Origin of the sequence: Leuconostoc sp. LN180020 (assembly GCF_014844115.1) — a bacterium.
GTDB lineage: Bacteria > Bacillota > Bacilli > Lactobacillales > Lactobacillaceae > Leuconostoc > Leuconostoc citreum.
In genome coordinates, this window is the sequence record NZ_CP039736.1 from 311783 (window position 1) to 335815 (window position 24033).

The 24033-nt window shown below is 38.6% G+C and carries 26 protein-coding genes and 1 riboswitch; of the genes, 3 read left to right on the top strand and 23 right to left on the bottom strand.

Features of this window, described 5'->3' with window-relative positions:
• Positions 1-12 precede the first annotated feature (12 nt).
• The 9 genes from FAZ25_RS01625 to FAZ25_RS01665 form a co-directional block, all read right to left on the bottom strand.
• Positions 13-849, bottom strand: coding sequence for a DUF368 domain-containing protein (locus FAZ25_RS01625; protein WP_004904351.1), 837 nt, complete (start codon positions 847-849; stop codon positions 13-15).
• Positions 850-902: 53 nt separating this feature from the next.
• Positions 903-1541 carry a thiamine phosphate synthase gene (gene thiE, locus FAZ25_RS01630; RefSeq protein ID WP_004901199.1) on the bottom strand — a complete coding sequence of 213 codons (639 nt, stop codon included), beginning with the start codon at positions 1539-1541 and terminating at the stop codon, positions 903-905.
• Positions 1531-2361, bottom strand: coding sequence for a bifunctional hydroxymethylpyrimidine kinase/phosphomethylpyrimidine kinase (gene thiD, locus FAZ25_RS01635; RefSeq protein ID WP_004904352.1), 831 nt, complete (start codon positions 2359-2361; stop codon positions 1531-1533). Before thiD ends, thiE begins: the two co-directional genes overlap by 11 nt.
• Complete coding sequence (gene thiM, locus FAZ25_RS01640) at positions 2354-3133, bottom strand: hydroxyethylthiazole kinase (protein ID WP_048801788.1); 780 nt, start codon at positions 3131-3133, stop codon at positions 2354-2356. Before thiM ends, thiD begins: the two co-directional genes overlap by 8 nt.
• The gene (gene thiW, locus FAZ25_RS01645; RefSeq protein ID WP_040176569.1) at positions 3130-3654 is read right to left on the bottom strand and encodes an energy coupling factor transporter S component ThiW; all 525 of its coding nucleotides are present in this window, start codon (positions 3652-3654) and stop codon (positions 3130-3132) included. The genes thiM and thiW overlap by 4 nt, the downstream gene beginning before the upstream one ends.
• A gap of 106 nt (positions 3655-3760) precedes the next feature.
• A riboswitch (TPP riboswitch) is annotated at positions 3761-3851 on the bottom strand.
• A gap of 60 nt (positions 3852-3911) precedes the next feature.
• Positions 3912-4415: a hypothetical protein gene (locus tag FAZ25_RS01650; RefSeq protein ID WP_004901210.1), complete on the bottom strand. Its 504-nt coding sequence runs from the start codon at positions 4413-4415 to the stop codon at positions 3912-3914.
• The gene (locus FAZ25_RS01655) at positions 4412-4708 is read right to left on the bottom strand and encodes a hypothetical protein (RefSeq protein ID WP_004901213.1); all 297 of its coding nucleotides are present in this window, start codon (positions 4706-4708) and stop codon (positions 4412-4414) included. Before FAZ25_RS01655 ends, FAZ25_RS01650 begins: the two co-directional genes overlap by 4 nt.
• A gap of 27 nt (positions 4709-4735) precedes the next feature.
• On the bottom strand, positions 4736-5905 hold the full coding sequence (locus FAZ25_RS01660) for a VWA-like domain-containing protein (protein WP_004907487.1): 1170 nt from the start codon (positions 5903-5905) through the stop codon (positions 4736-4738).
• A complete protein-coding gene (locus FAZ25_RS01665; RefSeq protein WP_146972538.1) occupies positions 5902-7059 on the bottom strand; it encodes an ATP-binding protein in 1158 nt (385 codons plus the stop codon). Before FAZ25_RS01665 ends, FAZ25_RS01660 begins: the two co-directional genes overlap by 4 nt.
• 64 nt (positions 7060-7123) lie before the next feature.
• Here FAZ25_RS01665 and FAZ25_RS01670 point away from each other — a divergent pair, with 64 nt between their 5' ends.
• Positions 7124-7741 carry an NAD(P)H-binding protein gene (locus tag FAZ25_RS01670; protein ID WP_048801786.1) on the top strand — a complete coding sequence of 206 codons (618 nt, stop codon included), beginning with the start codon at positions 7124-7126 and terminating at the stop codon, positions 7739-7741.
• A gap of 34 nt (positions 7742-7775) precedes the next feature.
• On the opposite strand, the gene FAZ25_RS01675 is transcribed toward FAZ25_RS01670, so the two are convergent.
• Positions 7776-9824 carry a penicillin-binding transpeptidase domain-containing protein gene (locus tag FAZ25_RS01675; RefSeq protein WP_004904358.1) on the bottom strand — a complete coding sequence of 683 codons (2049 nt, stop codon included), beginning with the start codon at positions 9822-9824 and terminating at the stop codon, positions 7776-7778.
• Positions 9825-9919: 95 nt separating this feature from the next.
• On the opposite strand from FAZ25_RS01675, the gene FAZ25_RS01680 reads away from it, so the two are divergent.
• Both FAZ25_RS01680 and greA read left to right on the top strand, forming a co-directional pair.
• Positions 9920-12529 (top strand): YfhO family protein, encoded by a 2610-nt coding sequence (locus FAZ25_RS01680; protein ID WP_146972541.1) that lies wholly within the window; start codon positions 9920-9922, stop codon positions 12527-12529.
• 56 nt (positions 12530-12585) lie between these two features.
• Positions 12586-13068, top strand: a complete 483-nt coding sequence (gene greA / locus FAZ25_RS01685; RefSeq protein ID WP_004901238.1) for a transcription elongation factor GreA — start codon at positions 12586-12588, stop codon at positions 13066-13068.
• A 41-nt stretch (positions 13069-13109) separates the two neighbouring features.
• Here the strand turns inward: greA and FAZ25_RS01690 are convergent, their stop codons facing one another.
• The 13 genes from FAZ25_RS01690 to nagB all read right to left on the bottom strand — a co-directional run bounded on the left by FAZ25_RS01690 (position 13110) and on the right by nagB (position 24033).
• Positions 13110-14066 (bottom strand): GRP family sugar transporter, encoded by a 957-nt coding sequence (locus tag FAZ25_RS01690; protein ID WP_004901240.1) that lies wholly within the window; start codon positions 14064-14066, stop codon positions 13110-13112.
• Between the two features lie 264 nt (positions 14067-14330).
• Positions 14331-15653 carry a glycoside hydrolase family 73 protein gene (locus FAZ25_RS01695; RefSeq protein WP_146972543.1) on the bottom strand — a complete coding sequence of 441 codons (1323 nt, stop codon included), beginning with the start codon at positions 15651-15653 and terminating at the stop codon, positions 14331-14333.
• A gap of 111 nt (positions 15654-15764) precedes the next feature.
• Positions 15765-17021, bottom strand: coding sequence for an acetate/propionate family kinase (locus FAZ25_RS01700; RefSeq protein ID WP_048801814.1), 1257 nt, complete (start codon positions 17019-17021; stop codon positions 15765-15767).
• Between the two features lie 113 nt (positions 17022-17134).
• Entirely contained in the window at positions 17135-18145 is a 1011-nt protein-coding gene (locus FAZ25_RS01705) for a class I SAM-dependent methyltransferase (protein WP_099044863.1), read from the bottom strand.
• A gap of 31 nt (positions 18146-18176) precedes the next feature.
• Positions 18177-18473 carry a hypothetical protein gene (locus FAZ25_RS01710; RefSeq protein WP_004901252.1) on the bottom strand — a complete coding sequence of 99 codons (297 nt, stop codon included), beginning with the start codon at positions 18471-18473 and terminating at the stop codon, positions 18177-18179.
• On the bottom strand, positions 18470-18925 hold the full coding sequence (locus FAZ25_RS01715; protein ID WP_223246023.1) for a prepilin-type N-terminal cleavage/methylation domain-containing protein: 456 nt from the start codon (positions 18923-18925) through the stop codon (positions 18470-18472). The genes FAZ25_RS01710 and FAZ25_RS01715 overlap by 4 nt, the downstream gene beginning before the upstream one ends.
• Positions 18879-19082: a hypothetical protein gene (locus FAZ25_RS01720; protein ID WP_004904363.1), complete on the bottom strand. Its 204-nt coding sequence runs from the start codon at positions 19080-19082 to the stop codon at positions 18879-18881. The genes FAZ25_RS01715 and FAZ25_RS01720 overlap by 47 nt, the downstream gene beginning before the upstream one ends.
• Positions 19066-19461, bottom strand: a complete 396-nt coding sequence (locus FAZ25_RS01725; protein WP_040176565.1) for a type II secretion system protein — start codon at positions 19459-19461, stop codon at positions 19066-19068. Before FAZ25_RS01725 ends, FAZ25_RS01720 begins: the two co-directional genes overlap by 17 nt.
• Complete coding sequence (comGC, locus tag FAZ25_RS01730) at positions 19445-19768, bottom strand: competence type IV pilus major pilin ComGC (RefSeq protein ID WP_004901262.1); 324 nt, start codon at positions 19766-19768, stop codon at positions 19445-19447. The genes FAZ25_RS01725 and comGC overlap by 17 nt, the downstream gene beginning before the upstream one ends.
• A complete protein-coding gene (locus FAZ25_RS01735) occupies positions 19765-20781 on the bottom strand; it encodes a type II secretion system F family protein (RefSeq protein ID WP_004907502.1) in 1017 nt (338 codons plus the stop codon). The genes comGC and FAZ25_RS01735 overlap by 4 nt, the downstream gene beginning before the upstream one ends.
• Positions 20759-21715 (bottom strand): competence type IV pilus ATPase ComGA, encoded by a 957-nt coding sequence (gene comGA, locus FAZ25_RS01740; RefSeq protein WP_012305043.1) that lies wholly within the window; start codon positions 21713-21715, stop codon positions 20759-20761. The genes FAZ25_RS01735 and comGA overlap by 23 nt, the downstream gene beginning before the upstream one ends.
• A gap of 178 nt (positions 21716-21893) precedes the next feature.
• Positions 21894-23246 carry a glucose-6-phosphate isomerase gene (locus FAZ25_RS01745; protein WP_004901269.1) on the bottom strand — a complete coding sequence of 451 codons (1353 nt, stop codon included), beginning with the start codon at positions 23244-23246 and terminating at the stop codon, positions 21894-21896.
• A gap of 85 nt (positions 23247-23331) precedes the next feature.
• Positions 23332-24033, bottom strand: coding sequence for a glucosamine-6-phosphate deaminase (nagB, locus tag FAZ25_RS01750; protein ID WP_146972545.1), 702 nt, complete (start codon positions 24031-24033; stop codon positions 23332-23334).

Consider the following 24033-nt stretch of genomic DNA (forward strand, 5'->3'; position numbering starts at 1 on the left):
TTGGCTTTTTGTTTATTTATATTTTTCTTCCAACTGACTCATCCATAGGCCTATACTAGTACCTATCAAGAATAATAACGCACTAGCAATGCCACTGACCAGATTAAAACCACTATAATCGGCAACTGGTGGCACAATAATTAATACAGTTGAGACAATAACAATTCCTAAAATCACATGATACACTTTCGCATGATACTGTCTAATCAAAAAATGCATAATCTTTGATAGTAAAAGAAGTGTCACTAAACCACCTAGTGTGATGGGGATGAAAACCCCCGGATCAGCACGCTTAAAACCCTGAATCATTGGCTTAAACAACCCGAGATACAGCAGAAAATTAGAAGGGCTTAAACCAGGTACAATGACCCCTAATGCAATTAAGCCGCCAGCAAGTAACCAAGAAAAGAAATTAACTGGTAATTGGCCAACTAGTCCTGCGACATTATATAAGAACACACCACCAATAATAATTGTGGCAAACAATACCAACCAATCGGACCAATGACGACCTGTCTTGCTACTTTCTTTAAACAAAGTTGGTAAAGTCCCCACAATTGCCCCAGCAAATCCCCACAAAACAACTGCCTTATAAGTCGTCAACAAGTAGGACAACGGGTTGCTAAGCAAAATAATACCTACAATGCCACCAAGACCAACCGGCAAGAAATACCAAAAGTCACGCTTAAAATTTTGACGTACATGAGCCATAAAATCTAACATACGTTCATACAAACCAAGTATTGCTGCGAGTACACCACCTGATACGCCTGGTAAGATAAAACCAAGTGCGATAAATATACCCTTAACAAAACGGCTAATCCAATTTTTAATGATTTGATTTTCCATAATAATAGCCTAACATATTTTTAGAATATACTCATTAAATATGTTTTTTCTTATTATGTCCTGTTGCGCCAATCTGCTAATGTTTTTTGGATATCTTCACTTTGACTAATCATGCTAATCACCGCTGCCCCGTCTACGCCCGTTGATAAAACCTTCGATAAATTATCACGTTGAATCCCACCAATAGCTACAATTGGGTGATGCGCGATGCGAATCAATTGGCTGAGTCCAGATATGCCAATTGGCGGTTTGGCATCTGACTTACTCGTTGTTGCAAATATTGGGCCGACACCTATATGGTCAATACCCGCTACATGAGCAATTCGCTGGTATTCTTGCTGGTTAGACACGGAAACACCGACAAACAAATTGCCAGATTGTTTAATATTATCAACTGGCCGACCATCATCTTGACCAAAATGAATACCATCAGCAGCAATGGCGTGTGCTAATGCCATATCATCATCGATTACCAGAGGGACATGATATTGCGCTGTTAGTGCGCGTACTTGCTTTGCTAATTGTAACTTTTTTTGCCCAACTAACGCACCTTGCCCTTTTTCACGATACTGAAATAGGGTAATTCCACTTCGCAATGCCTGATTTAAGATTCTTAAAAATTCTGCTTCGTCAGCAACATCTTGTGTGCCCATAATGAAATACCGAGCTAACATCGTCTTATCAAATATCATAAATCACCTCTGGTTGGTTTTTTATTGTACTTTGGGCTAGGTGATTTAACGGCCCATAGCGATGACCAACCAAAATACCATCACGAATAGTTGCATCAACATAAGTCTTGGCAGCAATAATGGCAGTTTCTAAATCATGTCCTAGTGCGAGTTGCGCTGTAATTGCAGCGGAAATTGTATCGCCAGTGCCATGCGTCCGTGCTGTGTTAAAGCGCTTTGTCCTTAGCCAAAAATGGCGACCATCTGCCAACAAAATATAATCTAAAACAATTGGTGCATCCCCGTGGCCGCCCTTTAGTAGCACATTTTTTGCGCCCAACGTCTGTAACTGTTGTGCAGCTAGCATGATATCATCTGTGGTTTTAATTGATAGATGAGTTAATACTTCTGCTTCAGGTAGATTCGGTGTCACTAGTGTTGCCAAAGGCATCAACAGTGTTTTCACTGCTGAAACAGCCTCATCAGTTAATAGCTGTGCGCCACCTTTAGCAACCATAACAGGGTCTAAAATTAACGGCCCAAAGTTAAATTTAGTCATTGCTTTTGCCACCGTTTCAACCGTGGCCGTATCGCCTAACATGCCCGTCTTCACCGCACGAATTTTCAAATCATCAGCAACAGCTGACAATTGTGCCATAATCATATCTGGTGTAATCATTTGGACTTTTTGAACACCACAAGTATTTTGTGCCGTCACCGACACCACAATATTTGCCCCATAAACACCTTGAGCTGAAAATGTATTTAAGTCTGCCGTCATACCTGCGCCACCACTTGAATCTGTGCCAGCTATTGTCATAGCCTGCGGTGTATCATTCATATTTTTTCACCTCCTTTGCAATAAATGTTTCAAGCTTGCTTTCTGATAATAAGTATAATTCATCTAATACCTGATTAGCAAAGTAACCAGGTGTGGTTACTTTGTGGCTTGCTGTTAAACCAGCTAATTTCATCATAGCCATAGCACGAACAGTGTTGTCCATAGAAATTTCATCACCGTTGAATGCTCCGATTATAGCTGATAATGCATCACCCGTACCAACATTGCTAGCTAGTAATGGTACGTTAACTGGTAGCATACGCGTTGTTTTACCGTCAGAAATAACATCGCTAGGGCCACTCATTGCAATAATTGCGCCGGTTTTATTCGCGGCTAACTGTGCAATCTGCTCTATATTTCCTGATCCAACGGCATCAATACCATGACTGGCAAAATCGATGCCAGCAAACCAGGCAATTTCGGCAGCATTACCACGAATAATATCAACTTTACTATTTGTGAGCAACTCTTGAACAGGAACGCTTCTAGACGGTATACCTACCGCAACAGGATCCAAAACCACTACTGTCTGTGTTTGATTGGCAATTTGTATCAGCTTTACTGTCTCAAGCAGCTCTGCTCGTCGCCAAGTACCAGTATTAACTACCACGGCATCACTGACAGCAACGAGATCTGAAAATTCTGCCACTTCTCGTGCCATAATTGGCGAGCCACCAATAACATTAACAGCATTTGCAACAAACTGCGGTGTCACATAGTTAGCATAATTAAATACTAAAGGTGTTGTTTCTTTTAATGTTGATAACTTCATAGTTTTAATTCTCCAATCAATTGCGACAAAATTTTTGTGCCCGCCACAGCTTTTAAAAACAAATAAGCTAGTATGGCACCAAAAACCGATGCTGGCAGAAAAAACGGTATATAAAAATAAAAATGTGGTACTTTAACATGATAAAGCCAAGTCATTATTGGCGCGGAAACGATAGCTGAAATAATGCCTGTCCCAACGATTTCACCCAGAACTGCGGCTAGGTAATTGTCCGTTAGACGATATAATAGACCAGCTAGCGCTGCACCAAAAACCGCGCCTGTAATAGCTAAAATTGGGCGTCCTTCTAATACCATCCGCATGCCACCTGTTAAAAAGGCAACACCAATTGCATACCAGGGTCCTAGTAGTACAGCTGTAATAACGTTAAAAAAATGTTGAAAAGGGGCCATATTAGGTAACACAACAATACTAGACGTTGCAAACGATAGTGCGGTTAACACACCAGCTATGCTGATTTGACGTAATGTTTTATGGCTACCCGATTTTACTGTTATCTCCAAAACATACTCCTTTTACCTATTAGCATGCCACCATATGAGCAATCAAAAAGCCGCCACTTATTTACGCTGGAAATAAGTAACGGCTACCAAAAAAACGTGCTTTATTAGTACCATTAGTGTATCTCCCTTCGCGCGCATGACCACGATCAGGTTCAATGGGTATTTCTCAGCCAATGAAGGCACCCCAGATAGGTTTATTTAGTTTATGGCATAATTGTAACCTAGCTTAACACGATATGCAAGATTCAATTTAAGGCTTACCATGTTTTATCATCAAAATCACGCATTTGCTGCGTCAATGATAATTGTGATTCAGAGGTCACCCGACTATAACTTGTAGTATATGGGTTTTTCATTAAGTGTTTCATTTGTGCAAATAATTCACTGGCTAAAAAATCAGCTAGTGCATCGTGATCCGGCCAAAAAGTCCATAGCATGAAGTCAGCTTTACCATTACTATTTTGCGCTAAAATTGCGTGGTTCGGCACGAGTTGCTTGATTAATTCATCGTTATGTTCTTTGCTTTGAAAAGCAATTTGATGTACCACATCGCCAACTATGGGCGACTTAACGATGCGACTATCAAAAGACATTGGTCTCTGAAATTTCGCAACCAAGTCAGGAGCGTCCAACAACAAGACGTTTGTTCCAGCTAGTTGTGACTCTTTACCCAAATAAAAAAAGTTGTCTGGATGTTGCGCTTGCATTGCAAGTAATGTTGCAGGTTCTTGTTCCGGTGTTAAAATTAAATTGATTTTCATAAGAATGGCTCCTTTAACGCATTCACGACATTTGATGATAAACGTGCTTGATGAGATAAAATAAAGTGTTGTACACCAGAAAAAGTTGTCAAATCAACCTCAGGTTTAATAACATGGGCAGCAGCAAGCTTTTTCGCAAAGGTTATATCAGCCTGCGTCATCATACTAACGCCCCATGAATCATTTAATAAAAGTGACTCCCATTGATTTGTCAATATTGCCTCGGCGCGTCTGAAACGACTGTCTTTATCAATAAAGCTACGTAAATCCATCGGCTCTAATTTTTTATCCATATGTTCGCTTAAAATTTTCCTCACCTCCTATGCCAAATCAATTGGTATCATTTTTCCAAATGGTTGCTTAATACTTAAGCGCTTTCCACGAGGTAATAGCCAATATACTTGATGAAAATTTGTTGATAAGGCAGCGTGCTCACCATCACCATCGGTTAAAATAACGATAACGGTCCGCATTGGCTCATAGTGTTTTGCTGCAAGCATATCAAAGATACATTGAAATGATGTACCCCCACCTGCATGTCTGACCCATTGTTTAATACGCTTAACAACGTGCACTGATGTATCAAAAGAAAATATTTGTATATTTGCATCGAACTGCTTCGCAATCTGTGCCACTTGCGCCAACATCATACTCACTTGGTGATTAGATATCGAAGCAGAATTATCAACAAAAATTATCAATTGTAATGCATAAGTACTGAGTTCTCCTGGCAAATCTAAACGATAGGCTTGACGTCGGTTAAATCGTGCACGTGTTGTTTTACGGCGATTAGGTATAGCACTTAATCCTGCACGTAAAATCGCTCGCCAATGACGTTTGGGTACCATAATTTCATCAATCCGTTGCTGGATACTTCCCGGCAACTGTCCTCGACCGGAACGTTGTGCATCTTTTTGTGCCTGTCTGATGACTGTCTCTAATGCTGCCTCGGCTTCATCTAATGATACACCAGCACTTTGCCATTCTTCATGGCCTGAATAATTGCCAGCATATTGTGGTAATAACTTATCATCGAGTTCCGCCAGTTGTGCAATATACTGCGCAGAATCTTGATATGGTGGTAACAGCTTACCATAAATCCCCAAGATGGTCTGTAACGTGATGGCCTCTGGCAGGTCACCTAAATGTGATGGCAAATATTGATTGACTGCTATATCCGTTCCTAAATTAACCAATTGACGACGTTGCTTTCTATCAAAAGCATAGCGAGTTGGATGAGCCCAAACAATATGTAATGCCTCATGAGCCAATGCTAATGCAACTTGATTATGATTACTAAATTGACGGTTAAATCGGGTTGGATTCACAATCAAAAACCAACGATGTGCTTGCCATCTCAGCTGCAAGGCCGTCAATGCTTTTTCGTCATCATCGCGTGCTAAATTCATCACAATATTACCATACAGCGGTGAAACATCTAAAAGTGTTTTGATGCCATCAACAATCAGATTGTTATTTAAATTTGTCATCGTGTCGCAATATCCATAATTTGCTGATACAAAACATTGGCATAATGCGCATCAGAAGCATACAAATCATCTAAAATCGGGGCACTTGTCATTTGCTTAACTAAAGCATATTGCCCATCTGGTGATACCAAACCTAATAATTCACTAAATCGCCCAGCGTTATTATCAGTAGTCATATTAGCTGTTAATAATAATGTCTTCATAACGCTTAATTTTTGAATATCGGAAAGTTTTTCAAACGTTAATCGAATTGTCTTAGGTAACTGCGGTCCCACCGGTTCTGTCTCAAAAACATCTGCTGCCGTTAGACTAGGTGTCTGTTCACGAACAAACGTCACAAATTGCGTAGCAACTTGATGGCCTAAATCACCAGCCACAATATCAAATAGCAGTTGGTCTTGCATAGGCGTTGCTAGTTGTCGTAACTCGTACAAATTATCAGATACACGTTGCCATGCGCGCGGCGTTGGGTTCAAATCAATTTGTCTGACTTCTGGATATAAGAGCGTGGCGTGCTGCGAAATAAATTGTCTTACCAGTGGATGAATGTGCTCTCGATGCTGAGTTTGTTCTTGCTTAGCCCAATCTAACCAATCAGTCACTGAAACCGACATAACCAAACGCGTGGTACGATCTTTAATGGCAGCATCGGAAGTCTGCACAGCATATTCTGAATCTTCAAACCCAGTCATCGAATCATCTGGGTTTTCTGCTAGAACTAATTTGACATTTTGGGGTAAAATCAAATCATTTATCTGACGCTGTAAAACCAAATTCATGAGCTCACCTTGCACAGCTTGTGACCCACGATTGAATTCATCTAGAAACCAAATGATGGGTTTTTCTGGGTTGGACTCAGCTTGTTGAATAATTTGAATCAACGTATGGGTATAACCAAATTGAACATCCGCTAAACGACCATAATTTTTCGTCGTTATAAAAGCCGCATCAGTTAATGGTGGTATAGGTATCGCTAAATCCCCTTTTTCAGATAGTGATACCACTGTTGTAAATAGTGTTGCATTTAAACGCTTAGCAACAGTTTGTACAAGTGCTGATTTCCCAATCCCCGCTTCGCCAACAATTGTTGGCACATTGCCACCCTTTAAGATCAAAGGCACAGCTGTTAATAATTGTTGAAATGATAATGCCATATTTTGCCCTCTTTTACTTAACTCAATTTTACCGCTAATTTGTTTTTCATGCTAAAATAAAGACATGACAAAACTACTTATTCTCGGTGCTAACGGTCAGATTGCTAAACTCGTCGTCCCTATGTTAGCTAATACCGATGTACAATCTACTTTAACTTCATTACATGGACGTTCCAACAAGAATATTCAAACACTTGACGCTGTCAATGAAACGCAGTTAGTCTCTATGTTAAAAGATATTGATATCGTTTATGCAAATATCGGTGCAGAAGGACGACAAAAAACAGCCGCCAACAGTGTTGTTAATGCTATGCATCTAGCTGGCGTGCGCCGCTTAGTTTGGGTTGCCACGGTTGGTGTTCATGATGAATTACCTGAAAAGCAAAGTGATTTATGGGCAAATATACTCGGTACAACAGATAATGAAAATACCTACATGGGTGATCAGGCCGCAGCTGTCAAAAGGATTATGACTTCTGGTTTAGACTATACAGTTATTCGTCCAAATGAATTAATTGATGATAATATCATGCAACAGTTAACTATTCAAACGGATCCAAAAGAAATAATTCAAGGTGGTCCGGTTACCCGAGTAAGTGTTGCTGAATTTATTACGCAAATTATTTTAAATCCAACAACCTACAATGGCATGTCTGTTGCTATTTCTAATAAAACAAATTAAAACACGAGCCACTAAAGTGGCTCGTGTTTTAATTTTACTTTGGTTTTTCGGCAACATATTTCCAATAAGCATCAATAATTTTAGCTGATATCTTACCGTTAGTACCATCTAAGTAGTTATTCATACCCGGAATGGCCATTGCAACAGCAAATGGTTGGCCTGGTACGTAAGCTACCATTGATTCAGTATACGTATCATGTCCATTAGTTTTGGTTTCCGCAGTTCCTGTTTTTGCGTAAACATGGGGCTGTAATTTGTGCATATCGCTACCACCCGTGTTCCAAGGATCGGAACCATTGGCTACACGTTCCATACCATTTTTAATGACTTGCCATTCATCAGCGGTAAGATTAACTTGGCCTTGAATATTTGGTGTTGCCGTCCAAACAGTTTTTTGCGTATCGCTATTTGGCATGCTTTGCTGGACAGCTCCAACGACATGTGGCGCTACAAGATAACCACCATTAGCAATTGTTGATACATAACGCGCTAATTGTAAAGTCGTATAAGAATCATATTGTCCAAACGAGGCATACAAATACTTTCCACGTGCCTCACCAGTCGTTGGTCCGCGATAACCAGCGGTCTCACCAGAAATATCAATTCCAGTCTTAGTACCTAGTCCAAACTGACCAAACCCATTGCGTAATGTTTGAAAGGCATCTGGTTGCAAAGCTAATGGTGATCCTGGACTATAGGTTTGACCGCCAATTTTCATACCTAACTGTACAAAATAAGTGTTGGAAGAACGCTCAAATGCGGTTCCAGCATCAATAGGCACTGGTGCTCCGGATTTGTTCCAGTAAGAGGTAATTTCTTGAGTACCTGCAATTTTAATACCTTGATCATTTAACACTGTGTTACTAGGTGATATAACCCCTTTTTGAAAGGCTGTTGCCATCACTGCTGGCTTAACAACAGATCCCATCACAATTGCATGATTCATATTACCTAATGGGTCAGCCGTTTTTTGACCCGTTTCGTAATTGCGATCAACACCTGCCATTGCATAAATACCGCCAGTGAAAGGATTAATGACTGTCGCATAAGCGCCTTCCACATCACCGCCAGGCACATTGTCTTCCAAAATCTTTTGAACCTCACTTTGGAAACGTGCGTTGATTGTCAATTTGACATTATCACCGGCTTGCCCGTTGTATTTAATTTGTGATGATTTAACCTGACCATTACTGCCAGTTGTCACTAGTGTTTGAGATGCTGAGCCTTTCAAAATTGATTCATAGCCCATTTCTAAACTAGAATTACCAACCGGCTCATTTTGTGAGTAGCCTTGTGCCAAAAGTGTGTGTAACTTGCTTTCTGGCAAACCTGTCGCCTCATTGGTTACTGTACCAACCAAGGCTTTAAATTCATCCCCCTCAGGATATTGGCGTGACCAGCTTGTTCCAAGCTTCACACCAGGAAAGTCACTTAATCGCTCGCCAACTTCAGCTAACTCTGTGTTCGTTACCCCTGATTCTTTAATAAAAGTAGTTGATAATGTGTAAGCGCCACTCATGCGCTGGAAAATCATGGCAGCATTGCTATCAACGTTATCAGCTAAGTGATTTTGCTGTACATAAGCCACCATATATTTATTAATTTGGTCTGGCGTCAGCGTACTCTTCTGTTTCTGATATTTTTTGACCATAATGGCCGATAATTTTGTATTATTTTTGTTATCGGCTAAATAAAAGTCAACTTTAGCCCGCTCACTTAGCCGCTGTGTATCAACTGCTACTATTTTCCCAAGCTTAATAGCCGTTTGCCGCATTGTTGGTGCTGTCACTGCCGTCCCACGTGTAAACGTAATAGCAGCCTGTGCCTTGTTACCAACAATAACTTTTCCAGTTGCATCATAGAACATACCGCGCGGAACGTTACCCTTTTCAATGGTTTCATCACTACGGTTTACTTCTCCCTGATAATATGCACCTTGTTTGATTGTCAGAAATGCTAACTGAATAATGAGTGCTATCATTAAAGTGAGTGAAATACCCAATAATATGTTTAAACGTACGGGTAGATTACCACTAGCACTATTTTTTTTATCACGATCTTCTAAGTAAGGATTACGCTTCATATTTGACCCCAATTTATCAATAAGTTACTTAAACTAGATTACCACAAATCCTGTTTTCGCGCTAAAAAAGACTAAAAATTTGGTATATTAGTAACATGAATAAAAAACACTACTTTATTGCACCATTAGCACTTAGCTTTTGGCTCCCAGCTTTAGTAATACTGGGTTATTTTGTTTATCGGGGTATGGCGCCATTTGGACCAAACTCTATTTTAACAGTTGATCTAGGCCAACAATATATTGACCAATTTGCTGCTTTCAAACACACATTTTTATCCCATCCTACAAGTTTTTTCTATTCATTTAGTAATGCGTTAGGTGGTGATATGCTCGGCGAATGGGCTTACTACCTTATGAGCCCATTTAATGTCATCTATTTATTCACGCCAATTGTGCACCTACCCTCTGCCATATTATTTGTTACCGTACTGAAATTTGGTAGCGCTGGCTTAAGTATGGCTTGGCTTCTAAAACAACTACAGTTGCAACGCGGTTACTACATCACATTATTTGCCGTTAATTATGCTTTATCTGGGTGGTTTATCGCCAACGATTTAAACCTGCTCTGGTTAGATGCTGCCATATTACTCCCAATACTGATTGTACAAATCGAGGCTCTTTTCAAACAAAATAATTGGTGGCGCTATGCCCTAATTTTAGGTCTAACCATTACCAGTAACTATTACATTGGCTACATGATTACATTATTCGTTATATTGTATTTTATTTGGCGTTTAACTTGGCCAAACCAAATTAAGCAGCGCTGGCAAGTAATCAAACATTTTGTTTACGGTAGCTTACTTGCTGGTGTTTTAAGTGCTTGGCTGATATTACCCACATATTATCAATTACGACTAGGTAAGGCCCAATACAATACGAATTGGTCTTTCAAATTTGACAATGATCCCGTTAAATTAATCCTGAAACTAATTCCAGGTAGTTTCGATTTCAATCAAATGCAAAGTGGACAAGCTAATTTTTTCGTCTCTGCTTTTATATTGTTTACAGTCATTAGCTTTTTTGTTGTCAAAACGGTTCATTGGCGCATTAAAATAGGCGCACTATTGCTTCTTGGTATTCTATTAATCGCAACAACCTGGGCCCCTTTAACAATTATATTCCACGGTATGCAATATCCTGTCTGGTATCCCTATCGTTTTAGTTTTCTAATTAGCTTCATGTTCATTTATTTAGGCGCGTTGGCTTGGCAACCAAATCAACCATTAAATCTTATGAGTAGCTCATTAAGTCTCGTATGTATCATTACTATCACTTTTTACGCTTATCAACAAAGTCATCATCTCAGCTACATCGATCAACGTAGTATATCGTTATTTGCGATTTTAGCTATGCTTATACTTGCGCAACTGATGTTCCCATCACAGGATCACTATCAGTGGCTATTGCTCTCTTTTACCGTTCTCATGCTAGTCGTCAACGTTTTGCTAACACTCAACCGTTTTTCCTACCTCACAAACACTGAATATCAAAGAACAATTAAATCACTTACACCTGCCATCAAAAAAATTAAAACAGATCGAACTTTTTATCGGATAGCACAAACCTTTCAACGTACACGCGGCGATAGTATGATGCTAGATTTTTATGGTGGTTCACATTTCAGTTCAACGCTACCAAAGGCAACACCTACTTTCTTTGGTAATATAGGTCAACCAGATGGTGATAACTACGTTGCTTATAGTAATGGTAGTTTATTATCGGATGCCTTGTTAGATATGAAATACATTGTGGCCCCAAATAATCAAGATAAACACTTGCCCGGTGATCCAAGTACACATTTGATTGGTTATCGGCCTGATACATCAAAGTATCATCTTAAAGCAGTAACAGACAAAACAAGTGTATGGGAAAATCCATACGCGCTGCCACTGGCTTTTGCAGCTAGCGATACTGTACTCAAAACAGCAATGCTACTAAATAACCCTATGCAGAACCAAAATAATATCTGGCAAGGACTAAACGCTCAAAAAGCACCCTTAGTGACGGCAGAAAATTTCAGCCAAGCCGTTGGCCATAACGTCAATACGCCAGCTACAATTACGGATGCATTATTGGTAAAAAACAAACCCAACGAGCCAGCTAGCCTTGACCTCACGTTTAATCCAAAAACCAATGATAGCTATTATTTAACACTTGGTAGTGGCTTACCGATTAAAGATTTTGATTTACTCATTAATGGCCAAGTGATTACACAGTTTAATTCTTACCGCCATACTGTCATTATTAATTTGGCCTCACAGGTTAAAAATAAACCACAAACTGTTACCATACGTTTTAAACAAACTCGCTCGTTGTTATTAAACAATGTTACCTTATACCGCATATCGCAAGATAATTTCCAGCAACAAGTTAATCAGTTAAAAGCACATCCCCTAACTATCGATGAATATCGCGACAATAAGATTACTGGCAATATCACGACAACTAAGCAACAACCCCTACTTATGACAACTATTCCTAGCACACCTGGCTGGCAAGTGCTGGTTGATGGAAAACGTGTCAAAACAGAAAAAGTGGCCAATTACTTTATCGCTGTGCGAACCGCCCCTGGAAAGCATCATGTCACCTTTAAATATACACCACCTTTTTTCTGGCTAGGTGTCATGTTAACAGGCACTGCTGTCCTGATTTTAGGCATATTCCAGTTTTATTATAAAATGCTTGCAAGAAAACGCTCTGCATGATATGCTCGTCTTGCTATTATTTGCGAGAAATACGCAAAATTGAAAGGAATCTTTTTATGTCAGAAGAAAAAGTATTTCCAATGACAGCTGAAGGACGCGATAAGCTCCAAGCTGAATTGGAAGATCTCATTACACGTCAACGCCCAGAAATTACAAATCGCATTCAAATTGCACGTTCATACGGTGATTTATCTGAAAACTCTGAATATCAATCTGCTAAAGATGAACAAGCTTTCGTTGAAGGTCGCATTCTCACATTGAAAAAAATGATTGAAAATGCCGAAATTATTGACCCAAACGCAACAGCTGCAGATGTTGTGTCCCTCGGTAAGACTGTCACATTCAAGGAACTACCCGATGAAGAACCTGAAACGTATGCAATTGTTGGTTCAACTGAGTCTGATCCGTTGGCTGGTAAAATTTCTAATGAATCAGCTATGGCAGTTGCACTACTTGATAAAAAAGTTGGCGACAAAGTCTCTGTTCCGCTACCAAGTGGTGAAAGTATTGACGTTGAAATTCTAAAAGTTGAAAAGTAATAAAAAGGACTTGCTGTTAGCAAGTCCTTTTTATTACTTCTTTATGCAAACTGATTAATATTTCCAATAATAATTGCACCGACAACAACTAGTATTGTGCCAATAATTATTAACTTCATTTGGTAATTAGACTTCTTTTCGCCTAATAGATAAATACCGCCAAATGTTGCCACAATGATACCTAATTGTGAGAACGTCGTTGCAATTGTTTGACCGATGGCTGGGTTAGCGGCTGAAATAAACATAAATATATTACCAGTCGCCCAAACTAACCCAGTCAAAATGTTTTTCCATGTTGGTTTGTTAAACATTTTATCCGCTTCTTTTAACACAAAGATAACAATCAAAAATGCACCAATTACTTGTCCAATCGCTTGAGGCCCAACGATTGCAGTCATATAGTCAACACCATTATTCTTAGCTTTAATGGTATCAGAAATATAGCCAATTTTATTCAAAAAATTAGGTAATACGAAATAAAACATATACCCAACAGTCGAGATAGCTAGATACACTAACCCTTTAGTCATACTTTTCGCTTGGCTTTCAATGCCTGAATTTAATGCCTTATCACGCGCAGAAATAAGTGTTGCACCAATAACAACGGCAATAATCGATATCACACCGATAGCCCACATCTTCCCTGTTTTCCAATCGCCAAGCACCACTGCTGCCATTAAAGCATTTGTAACAATTTGACCAGCAGTAGACAATGGAATAGCCAAGGACACACCTAAATCTTTAATTGCCAAGAATTGGCCGGCAGTACCAACTGCCCACACAAGACCAGATGCGACGCCCACTGTCCAAATTTCTTTTCCTAAATAGGCATGGTGTGGCATCACATAGAAAAACATAGTGGCTAGTCCGAATAATAGCGCACCAAATGTCATGCCTAATGTCTGTTGCCCAGCTGAGCCACCCATTTTTGTATTGACGAGACCAACTGATCCCCAAGCTAATGCAGGCACAAGTGCCAACAAAATTGCTGCATTCATTATATCTAATACTCCTTCATCGTGTTTGATTAACAAAAACTATTTTACACGAATGAAAACGTTTACACAAGTCTTTTTAGGAAATTTTGTAAACGTTTTCATCATTATTCTTGTAACTTACATCACAATCTCTCTATATATTAAAATGAGATACAAGCTGATAGCTGCTTTAACTTGATTATCGCGTATTTTTTATGAAAAAACTCATGATGATCTATTAAAAATAGGCTGACGAGTGTGACTTCACTCATCAGCCTATTTTATTTATTTATCATATTTTTGCATGTTCCAAGTTTCAATTACATTAATGAGTAATTTAGTATAGTTAACATCTGTTGCATAATGATCATCGTAGAGCGCCTTAGCTGCCTGTTTATAATTTTTAGCTGCTAAAACGTCCTTAAATTGATTAGGGTTCCAAGAATTACCATTCACAATTGTTTCAGCATGCTCCCGCATACTGTCCTTCCAACTATCATAGACAGCAAAACGTGCCTGTTGTGTTTCAGGTTTGCCGTCCACATATTCTGTAGTGTCTAGAACAACTGACTTACCTGGTGTGGTATCTTGTGTTTTAACACCATAAAAGTTATTATACTTTGATGACAACTTAGAGTTATCCCAATTCGATTCATGGGCTGCTTGTGCAATAGAAACTGAAGCTAAGATCCCATACTTTTTGGACAACTCTTGTGCATAAGGAGCAATTTTTTTAACAAAAGCTAAGCGTCGTTCAAATTCCGATTTACCAGAAGTAGCAATCAATGCCATCACATTTGGCGTTGCCAAACCATTGCTTTTTAAGGTTTTATAATATGGTTGCATTGTTATATCAGAAGTTTTTAACATTGTTTCAACAACATCACCAGCATTTTTAGCATTTGTTAAATTAAAGGCTTGTGGATAAATATAGTCTAATAATTTGGCATCCTGCGTATCTGATTGATTAACACCTCGCAACAAATCTGGATACTTCTGATACATCTTAGCGATTAATTTTTTATCATTAAGTGCTGTTAAGACAGACTGTTCTGAGACATTCTTGACCTTATCAGAAACATTTTTAGCAACTTGACTAGCAGATTGTCCAACGCTGACCATGACATACCCCTTTGGTAGACTCGGTTCAGCTGTCGGACCACTCACCATCTGTTGATAAATTAACTGTATCGTTTGTGAAGGTGATAGATGATACGTTCCGGCTTGTAACTTTTCTGCTCCTTGAGACATAGCATACTTGTAAAACGCTTTGGCGCTCTTAATAATTTTTTTATTTTCTAGTGTTTGACCCATTTGCATGGCCGTGGAACCATCATTAATTTTGACAGTTTTAAAAGTGGTATCCTGTGGGTTTAAAGCAGCATTGTTATCCGTAAAAAGTGCCTTAATAACTAGTACAAAGCCCACAACAACAATAACGGCCAAAAATGCCGTTAGCCATTTAGACTTTTTAGATCGCTTTTTGTGTGGCCCACGGCCACCGCCTATTGGTCCAGCAAATGGATTATTTGATGTACTATTTTGTGTGGCATCTAAAGCTTCTGCTGCTTTTATTTCATGTTGATGCCGTTGTTTTCGAGATTCCATAGTTTATCCTCTAAAATAAATTATCATAATAATGAAAGCGACCAGTATCATTAATACTAGTCGACTTGTTATATTTTAGCATATTTTTTTATGGGATAGATTAAGAGAAGATTACTTTAACGCTTCTACATCGCGTGCAATCATTAGTTCTTCATTAGTTGGTATTAATAGCGCCTTGACCTGTGAGTCCTTTGTTGAGATTTCAATTTCTTCACCACGCTTCTCATTAGCTACTGAATCTAATTGTATACCAAAATAAGCTAAACGATCGATAATTCTTTTTCTAATTGGAGATGAATTTTCACCAATACCAGCTGTGAATACCAACGCATCTACGCCACCCATTTCGGCAATATATTGCCCCACATACTTAACAATACGATTGACAAAAATATCGACAGCCAACCGCGCATGATCATTCGTGTCCTGAACGTCTAATAAATCACGCATATCAGATGAGATTGTTGATAAACCTAATAAACCTGATTTTTTATTCAAAATAGTCAGCATCTCGTCATTTGATAAGCCCTCTCGTTCTTGAATATAATAAACTAGTGATGTATCAACATCTCCAGATCGCGTAGCCATTGCTACGCCAGCTAGCGGTGAAAAGCCCATAGATGTATCTAATGACTTACCATCCTTAATAGCAGTAATAGATACACCGGCACCTAAATGTAATGTGATGAGTTTAAGTGATTCTAACGGCTGCTTAAGCATAGTTGCCGCACGAGAGGCCACATAGCGATGCGAGGTACCATGAGCACCATACTTACGTGCCCCATAGCGCGTATAGTATTCATAAGGCAACGGATAGAGATAGTTTTCTTCGGGCATCGTCTGATGAAATGATGTATCGAATACGGCAACAGATAGCGCATTGGGTAAAAGCTTCTGAAAGGCACGAATTCCCATGGCATTAGCTGGATTGTGCAAGGGTGCATAATCGGCAAGACGATCAATTTTTTCTAAAACGGCATCGGTCACAACAACAGAATGATTAAACCATTCACCACCAGCTACGACACGGTGTCCAACACCTGTAATTTCATTAAAATCTTCAATAATGCCTAAATCTGTTAACTTTTGAAGCATGAAATTAATGGCCTGCTGATGATCTTTAATCGCCAGCACATTTTCATACTTGTGACCCTTACCGTCTTTTAAAATAACAATATGGTCATCATCTTCAGAGTTGCCAATTAAACGTTCACCCTGCACTTCTGAACCGTACTTAATTGTCACAATAGCGTCATCCATCCCAATTCGCTCGATAACACCTTGTGCAATTACTTGTTCTGCTGGCATCTCTAATAATTGAAACTTTAGCGAAGAACTGCCGGCGTTAACAGCCATTGTTTTAGCCATAATATGATTTTTACCTGTCTTTCTTAAACGTTTCTTGACTGGACGCATGTTGAAAATATAAGACAAAAATAATTCAGTAGACTTTGCCATACATTTAGGCGATGTTTACAATCTCACGCTTCATTCTTTTCTCTATCCAGTTTAACCCAAGCCTTGATATCTTGCAAAAATTTTTTTAAATTATCCACATCTTTCAGTGGTGGATATTGTCCCATTAAAATGTCACCAGTATTCTCTGCCTGCTTTTTTCTAATCACTAAAATAGCTTTCGCAGCACTTTGGTTTTGAAAAAAATTGTTCGGTAATTGTAAAAATGCTTTAATTTGTGCCTTTGCTGTAAGCATGCCTAACAATTTTTTTGAATCAGTTCCCGATAGTACATCTGCTGGAACAAGCAAATATGCCCAACCATCAGGCGTTAAAAAGTCTAGACTCTTTTCTATTAATAGTTGATGTACCATTGACTGTCCATTGGCTAGCTGTGTGGCATAATAACTCGGTGCTGCCATTGGATAATAGCCTACTGGTAAATCAGCTATAACAACCTTAGCCTTTGGTATATCTTCTAATTGAACGACATCTGCCTCATAAAAACTAGTTGTTCTATCGTTAATCAAGCCATCAACCGCTGAAGCTAACGCTAACTGCCTACTATCATTATCAATCCCTATTCGAGCAACTGTAATGCCGTTATCTACTAACAAATTGTTAACTGTGTTGAGTAAGTTTCCTGTACCAACATTAAAGTCTATTAGGGTATCACCCGTTTTGAGTGCCGCAGTTTGTAATAGAAAATCCGATAACAAATAACCAATACCATCGGGTGTAATTTGAGAATTGGCGGGTACTTTATCTTCACGATGAACTTTGAGCGTAACAAGTTGTAATAATTTACGCAAATCATCAGCTGACAGTTTATCTTGCCTGAGCGATTGTGTTAACGTTTGTATTTGCTCAACTATAACTGAATTAGGTTTATTAGCATCGACATGAACAGATCCATCATTGATGTCTTCAAGTATTTCAACAAGTGCATCTGTAAAATTCATGTCAACATCTTTAGAAAAATCAGTCGTTATTGCCGTTAAATTATCAAAGTATTGTGCTATTTTTTCTTGTGTCATAGCTTAATTTTAGCGTCTTTCACCTGTGTTTTCAAGAAGATGTCACTGCCAATAAATCTCTATTGTGATAGCGTGACCCTATTTTGATAGTTATCTTTTGCCCATCTATCATAATGTCATGCTGATCAATTTTTTGGTGACGGTGCCCAGACTTTGCAAACTCAAGACTTGCTTCTAATTGCAGCCGATCTAATTCGACTGCCAAAATCATTTGTCGACGATTAGATAGTTGCGCATTAAACGCATTGTTTTGTAATAGTAAACCAAAGCTCAACATTGCTAACATTATGACCGTTGTGACAGTAATTGTTGCTTCTACACGTATCATTTGGCCGCTTTACTTTCTTTTAAAAAGAGTATATCTGTTGCTACCTGTCCCTTGTTGTTTACCACAGTTATGTCTGTGTATCCTTGATGACGAACTATCTTCATTTTATTGATATTATTCATCAAAATAATTTGACCAGCACCCTCGCCTAGTAACTTAAGTTTTTGATTGTCTACTTTTAATATCATTTTTTTACCTTCACTATTTTCTAATATTATCTGGTCTGGGAATCTATCAGCAAGCAAGTATTTTTGCGCTGCTAGTTGATGCACAATTATGTTTAATGTCATATCTGAAGACAACTCACTTCTATACTTAAACATTGGCAACACCAACTGCATTGTGAGTAAGAGCAATGCTATAATACCAAACGATAATAGGGATTCAATTAAAGTGAAACCTTTTCTATCGCCCACTAATATAATCTCGCCATTTTTTTGCTGAAATAACACGAAATTTAGTAGCATCCTCATATTGCGCTTTTAATTTCGTTTCTTGCTGTTTAAAATTAGCAATTTGCTGATATTCAAATATGCTCAATCCCGTCACCAAGAATAATGATAATAATGCCTCCGTCAAGATAAAGGCAGATCTACGATTTTTCCACACGATATTCTCCTCCACCAAAACTAAAAATAATTTTTATGTATGCTGACCCACTAGTTAATGTTACAGTAGTCGGTGCGACATAGCCTGTGGGTAAAATATCTAATTGTTGCTGTCCTTTGTGGCGATACCCCTTAGGATAGATCAAATTAGCATGAGCCATTGCAACAGATTTTTCTTTAAAACAAACATAGCATTTTTGCTGCTTTTGTTGCGCAGTAAGACGAACATGTTGCCAATTCGAGTGAAAAGCCGTTTCCCAATGGTTAATATTTGATGTTTGTGGTAGCGAATTCTGTACGCCAAAAGTAATCACCCCCGCAATAATACCTAATACAATCAGCGATTCAATTAACGTATATCCTTTATCTATGTGCTTCATTATTAGCAATTACTATCTTTAACTCTTTAGCCTTTTGTGCCTGTTTTGAGGTCAAGTAACCGGCTGATTTCAATTCCTCGATTGTGACATTTTTCTTGTCTGGATGGTCATTAATATATAAATCAATTTGTGTCTGAATAGTCGATACCATTGCTACCTGATGTGTTTCGACAGCCTTTTGGCGTTGTGTGTTTAGATTGGGTAAAATTAACAACATTAAGAGACTGATGATAAACAGTACAATAGCTGATTCAATTAGTGTGAATCCAGATGATAAATGCTTGCATTGTAATCTTTTAAAATTCATTGATACAACCTTCCTATAGATTGGTACATGGGTAACAACATAGACATATAGACACCGATGATTGACAGCCCAATTACACCAAAACAAATCGGTTGTATCGTGTTAATGAGTCGATCAATTTGTCTCATAGCCATTTCAAATTGAGTTTTAGCATAATATGATAGATGCTTTGCAATAATTTTAGGTGCTTGTCCACGAGCAAAGTAACCTGCCAGTGACTCATTAAAATAAGTTTGTCTTAAAATATAGTTTTCAACAGACTCGCCATCTGCCAAATATTGTTTCGCATGAGCAATTATGACTGATGCTGTTTTTGACAATACTTTGCGCTGAGGAACATCAGATAATGATTCTAATACTTGTGGTAATGTTAAACCATTAGCCAGCAATACCGTCAACTGTTGTGAAACTTGATACGTTACAATTGTTCTTATAATTGCACCAATAATTGGTAGTTTAACCAAAATAAGCAATTTTTTTCGAGAACTAATTTTAAACCAACATATCATTACCATAACACTAACAATTAAAAGTATTGTTGTTACAACAAACGGCATTGAGACAAAAAGTGACTTATTTTCTGACATATCGACATTTTGCCACTGATTCAATATTGGTGAAATAAAATATTTAATGCCTACTAACAGTGCGCCTAAAATAATAAGTAGTATCATAGGATAACGCATAACTTGTTTGATTTTATTCTTTTGTCGTTGTATTTGCCTTAAATTTTTTCCAATTAGTATTAGGGATTCAGATAAATTGCCATGCTGATCTGCTAATCGGAGCTGTAACAAAATATCTAGGCTAACATATGGTCTAAGACTATCCGAAAATGACTGACCTGCTGCTAGATCTTTCTGGATATCAGATAACCAAGAACGCCATGAATGGTGTGCTAAAAATAGTGTGTCTAAACTTTGTGCCATATCATACCCAGATTGTAATAAAGCGCCGAGTGATTGAAAAAATACTATTTGCTGCTGTTGTTTAAATCGCTTTGTATGTTTCATAGACCGCCTTTGATATAATATTGTGTTTAAGCGCGTATTGGAGTGTCTCTCGCCACATATTAGAAAATTTTTCAACCGATTCTCCCGCTATAATACGCTTAATTAACCCTTCTGACAGATAATCAATAAGCGCTGCTTGAGTTCCAGATATAGTTGTAATTAGGCGTTGATAGACAACACCACCAAGCGCTAGTTTCAATTGCTCCGATTTGATACCAAGATCTAATAGACGTAAAACAACATCACGTGCTGACATAGCATGAACCGTACTGAACACTAGATGACCACTAAGCGCTGCACGTATCGTAGCTTTTGCAGTAGCAGTGTCTCGTATTTCGCCTACTAATAACACTTCAGGACGGTGACGTAACGCTACTTTGATTAGTGCATCATAATCCATTTGTGCTGACGTATTGACCTGCAACTGTATAAATTGATGCTGTTGAATTTCAACTGGGTCCTCAATCGTCAAGACTAACTTCTCAGCTGCTATGTTGTTTAATAGGCGATACAGTGTTGATGTTTTCCCCGATCCCGTGGGTCCAGCAATAACAAACAATCCACTATTTGGTATGGCAGCTCTGAGTTGCTTAAATTGACCATCATCTACCCAATTTTGCTGCTGTTGATTGGTATAAATAAATCGTAAAACAACGGTTTCACGGTTCAAAAAATCACCTACGGTAGATACGCGGATCCAAATCTTACCAAAAATAAATCGCCCTATTTGCGGCCTTCGCTTCTCAGCAATATCCATGTGAGCACGATATTTAATTGATGCAATCAACCGCTGTACGTTAGTATTCTCTACATACTTAGATATCTTCAGTTTCCCATTAACATGAAACTTGATAACATATTTTTCTTCCTTAGTTGGCGAGATATAAATATCATTCACACCTTTTAACATCGCTTCGTTCAGTATTTTTTCCATTCATATATTACGACCTTTCTAACTTTCATATGGCATAATACGTGACAACAACAAATTTATCTTATTATTATCCCCTAAAAGAAAGCATCTGAATTATTTAAGGTACTAAAAAAGTTGGCCAGCGTAACAAAAATGTTACGCTGACCAACTTTTATGTTGATTCTAAATATTAATAATTTTATTCACCTAAACGAGCACGGAAGTCTTTTGTCGCTTCTTCATAGCCAGGCTTACCTAAAAGCGCAAACATGGCTGTTTTGTAAGCTTCAACACCTGGTTGGTTGAACGGATTAATACCGAATGTGTACCCAGAGGCACCCACAGCCATTTCAAAGAAGTAAATCATGTAACCTAATGTGTAGGCATCTTGCGCTGGCAAATGAACCGCCAAATTAGGTACACCACCATCAACATGTGCTAGCGTAACACCTTGTGACGCTTTAGTATTTACCTCATCAATGGTAATACCCTCAAGGTACTGTAGACCATCATTATTACCCGCTTCATGTGGCAAATCCAAATTTGATACCGGATTATCTAACTTGACAACTGTTTCAAATAAGTCACGACGGCCTTCCTGAATATATTGACCTAGTGAGTGTAAATCAGTTGAGAAGTTCGCAGAAGATGGGTAAATACCCTTTTGATTTTTACCTTCTGATTCACCCATTAATTGTTTCCACCATTCAGACAAGTATTGCATTGTGGGTTCCCAATTAATTAACAGCTCTGTTGTGTATCCCTTATCGTACAAAATACGACGTGCAGCAGCATACTTATAGGCTTCATTCTTAGTTAAATCTGATTCCGAATACTCTTCTTGGGCATCTTTTGCACCGTTCATCAAGTCTTGAATATTTGCACCACTAGCCGCAATTGGCAATAATCCAACAGGCGTTAAGACTGAGAAACGACCACCAACACCATCAGGAATAGTAAATGTCTCATAACCTTCACTGATAGCTTCGTCATGCAATGCCCCATGCTTAGCATCAGTAGTAGCATAAATACGCTTTTTAGCCGCTTGAGCACCGTATTTCTTTTCTAGTAATTGCTTGAATACACGGAAAGCAATTGATGGTTCTGTGGTTGTGCCAGATTTAGAAATAACATTCACTGAGAAATCTTGGTCACCGATGACACGCACCAAATCATTTAAGTATGATGCCGATGTTGAGTTACCAGCAAAATAAATTTTGACACCTTGGCGCTGATCATCTGCTAGTTCATTATTAAACATTGGATTCAAGAAATCCACAGCCATCTTTGCGCCTAAGTAAGAACCCCCAATACCAATCACAACCAAAATTTTTGAATCTGACTGAATTTGCTTAGCTGCTGCTTGAATACGTGAAAATTCTGCCTTGTCGTAATCAGTTGGTAAAGTAATCCAGTCGGAATACTCTGCCCCTGCGCCTGTACGATGGCGTAATTGTTCATCAGCCATTGTGATTAATGGTTGCATTTCTGAAAATTCATGTGCTGCCACGAAATTTTCAATGTTCTTTGTGTCAAATGTGATGTGTGCCATAGTGTTAGCCAAACGTCATTTGCTATTATCAGCTAGTGACGCGTTTCCTCCTTAAAATATGTTAAGCGCTTACAAATTTATTTTATCACAATTTCGCTGCCGCTGCGTCATCAATAATGACTGTAACATTGGGATGTTGTTGCAACACAGAAGCTGGGAGCTTTTCAGTGATAGGTCCAGATATCATTTGTGCCACTGCATCTGCTTTTTCAGCACCAAATGCCATTAACAATATATGCTTGGCGCTCATTACTGAACCAATGCCCATGGAAATTGCTTGTGTCGGTACATCTACTTCATGATCAAAAAAACGCGCATTTGCATCAATTGTAGACTGCGTCAAATCAACGATATGCGTTTTGCTATCAAAAGCTGTGCCGGGTTCGTTAAAACCAATGTGTCCATTACGACCCAGACCGAGCAACTGTAAATCAATAGGATTCTCTTCAATAATTCTGTCATATTGTGACGTGGCCGCTTGGCGGTCAGGATTTTTGCCATCAGGGATAAATGTTTGCTTGAACGCTTTATGATTAAATAAATGTTGCGCCATAAAAAAATGATAACTTTGTGGATCATTACCAGAAAGACCTAGATATTCGTCTAAATTAATAGCAGTAGCCTGAGAAAAATCTAGTGGACTTTCGACAAGGCGTTGGTATAAAGGTACCGGTGTAGAACCCGTTGCTAAGCCAAAAACCCTTGCCCCTTTGGTTAAGGTCTCTGCAAAGATGTCATAGGCACGTGCAGCACCTTGGCTTGCGTTGTTAACTTTTATAATGTTCAT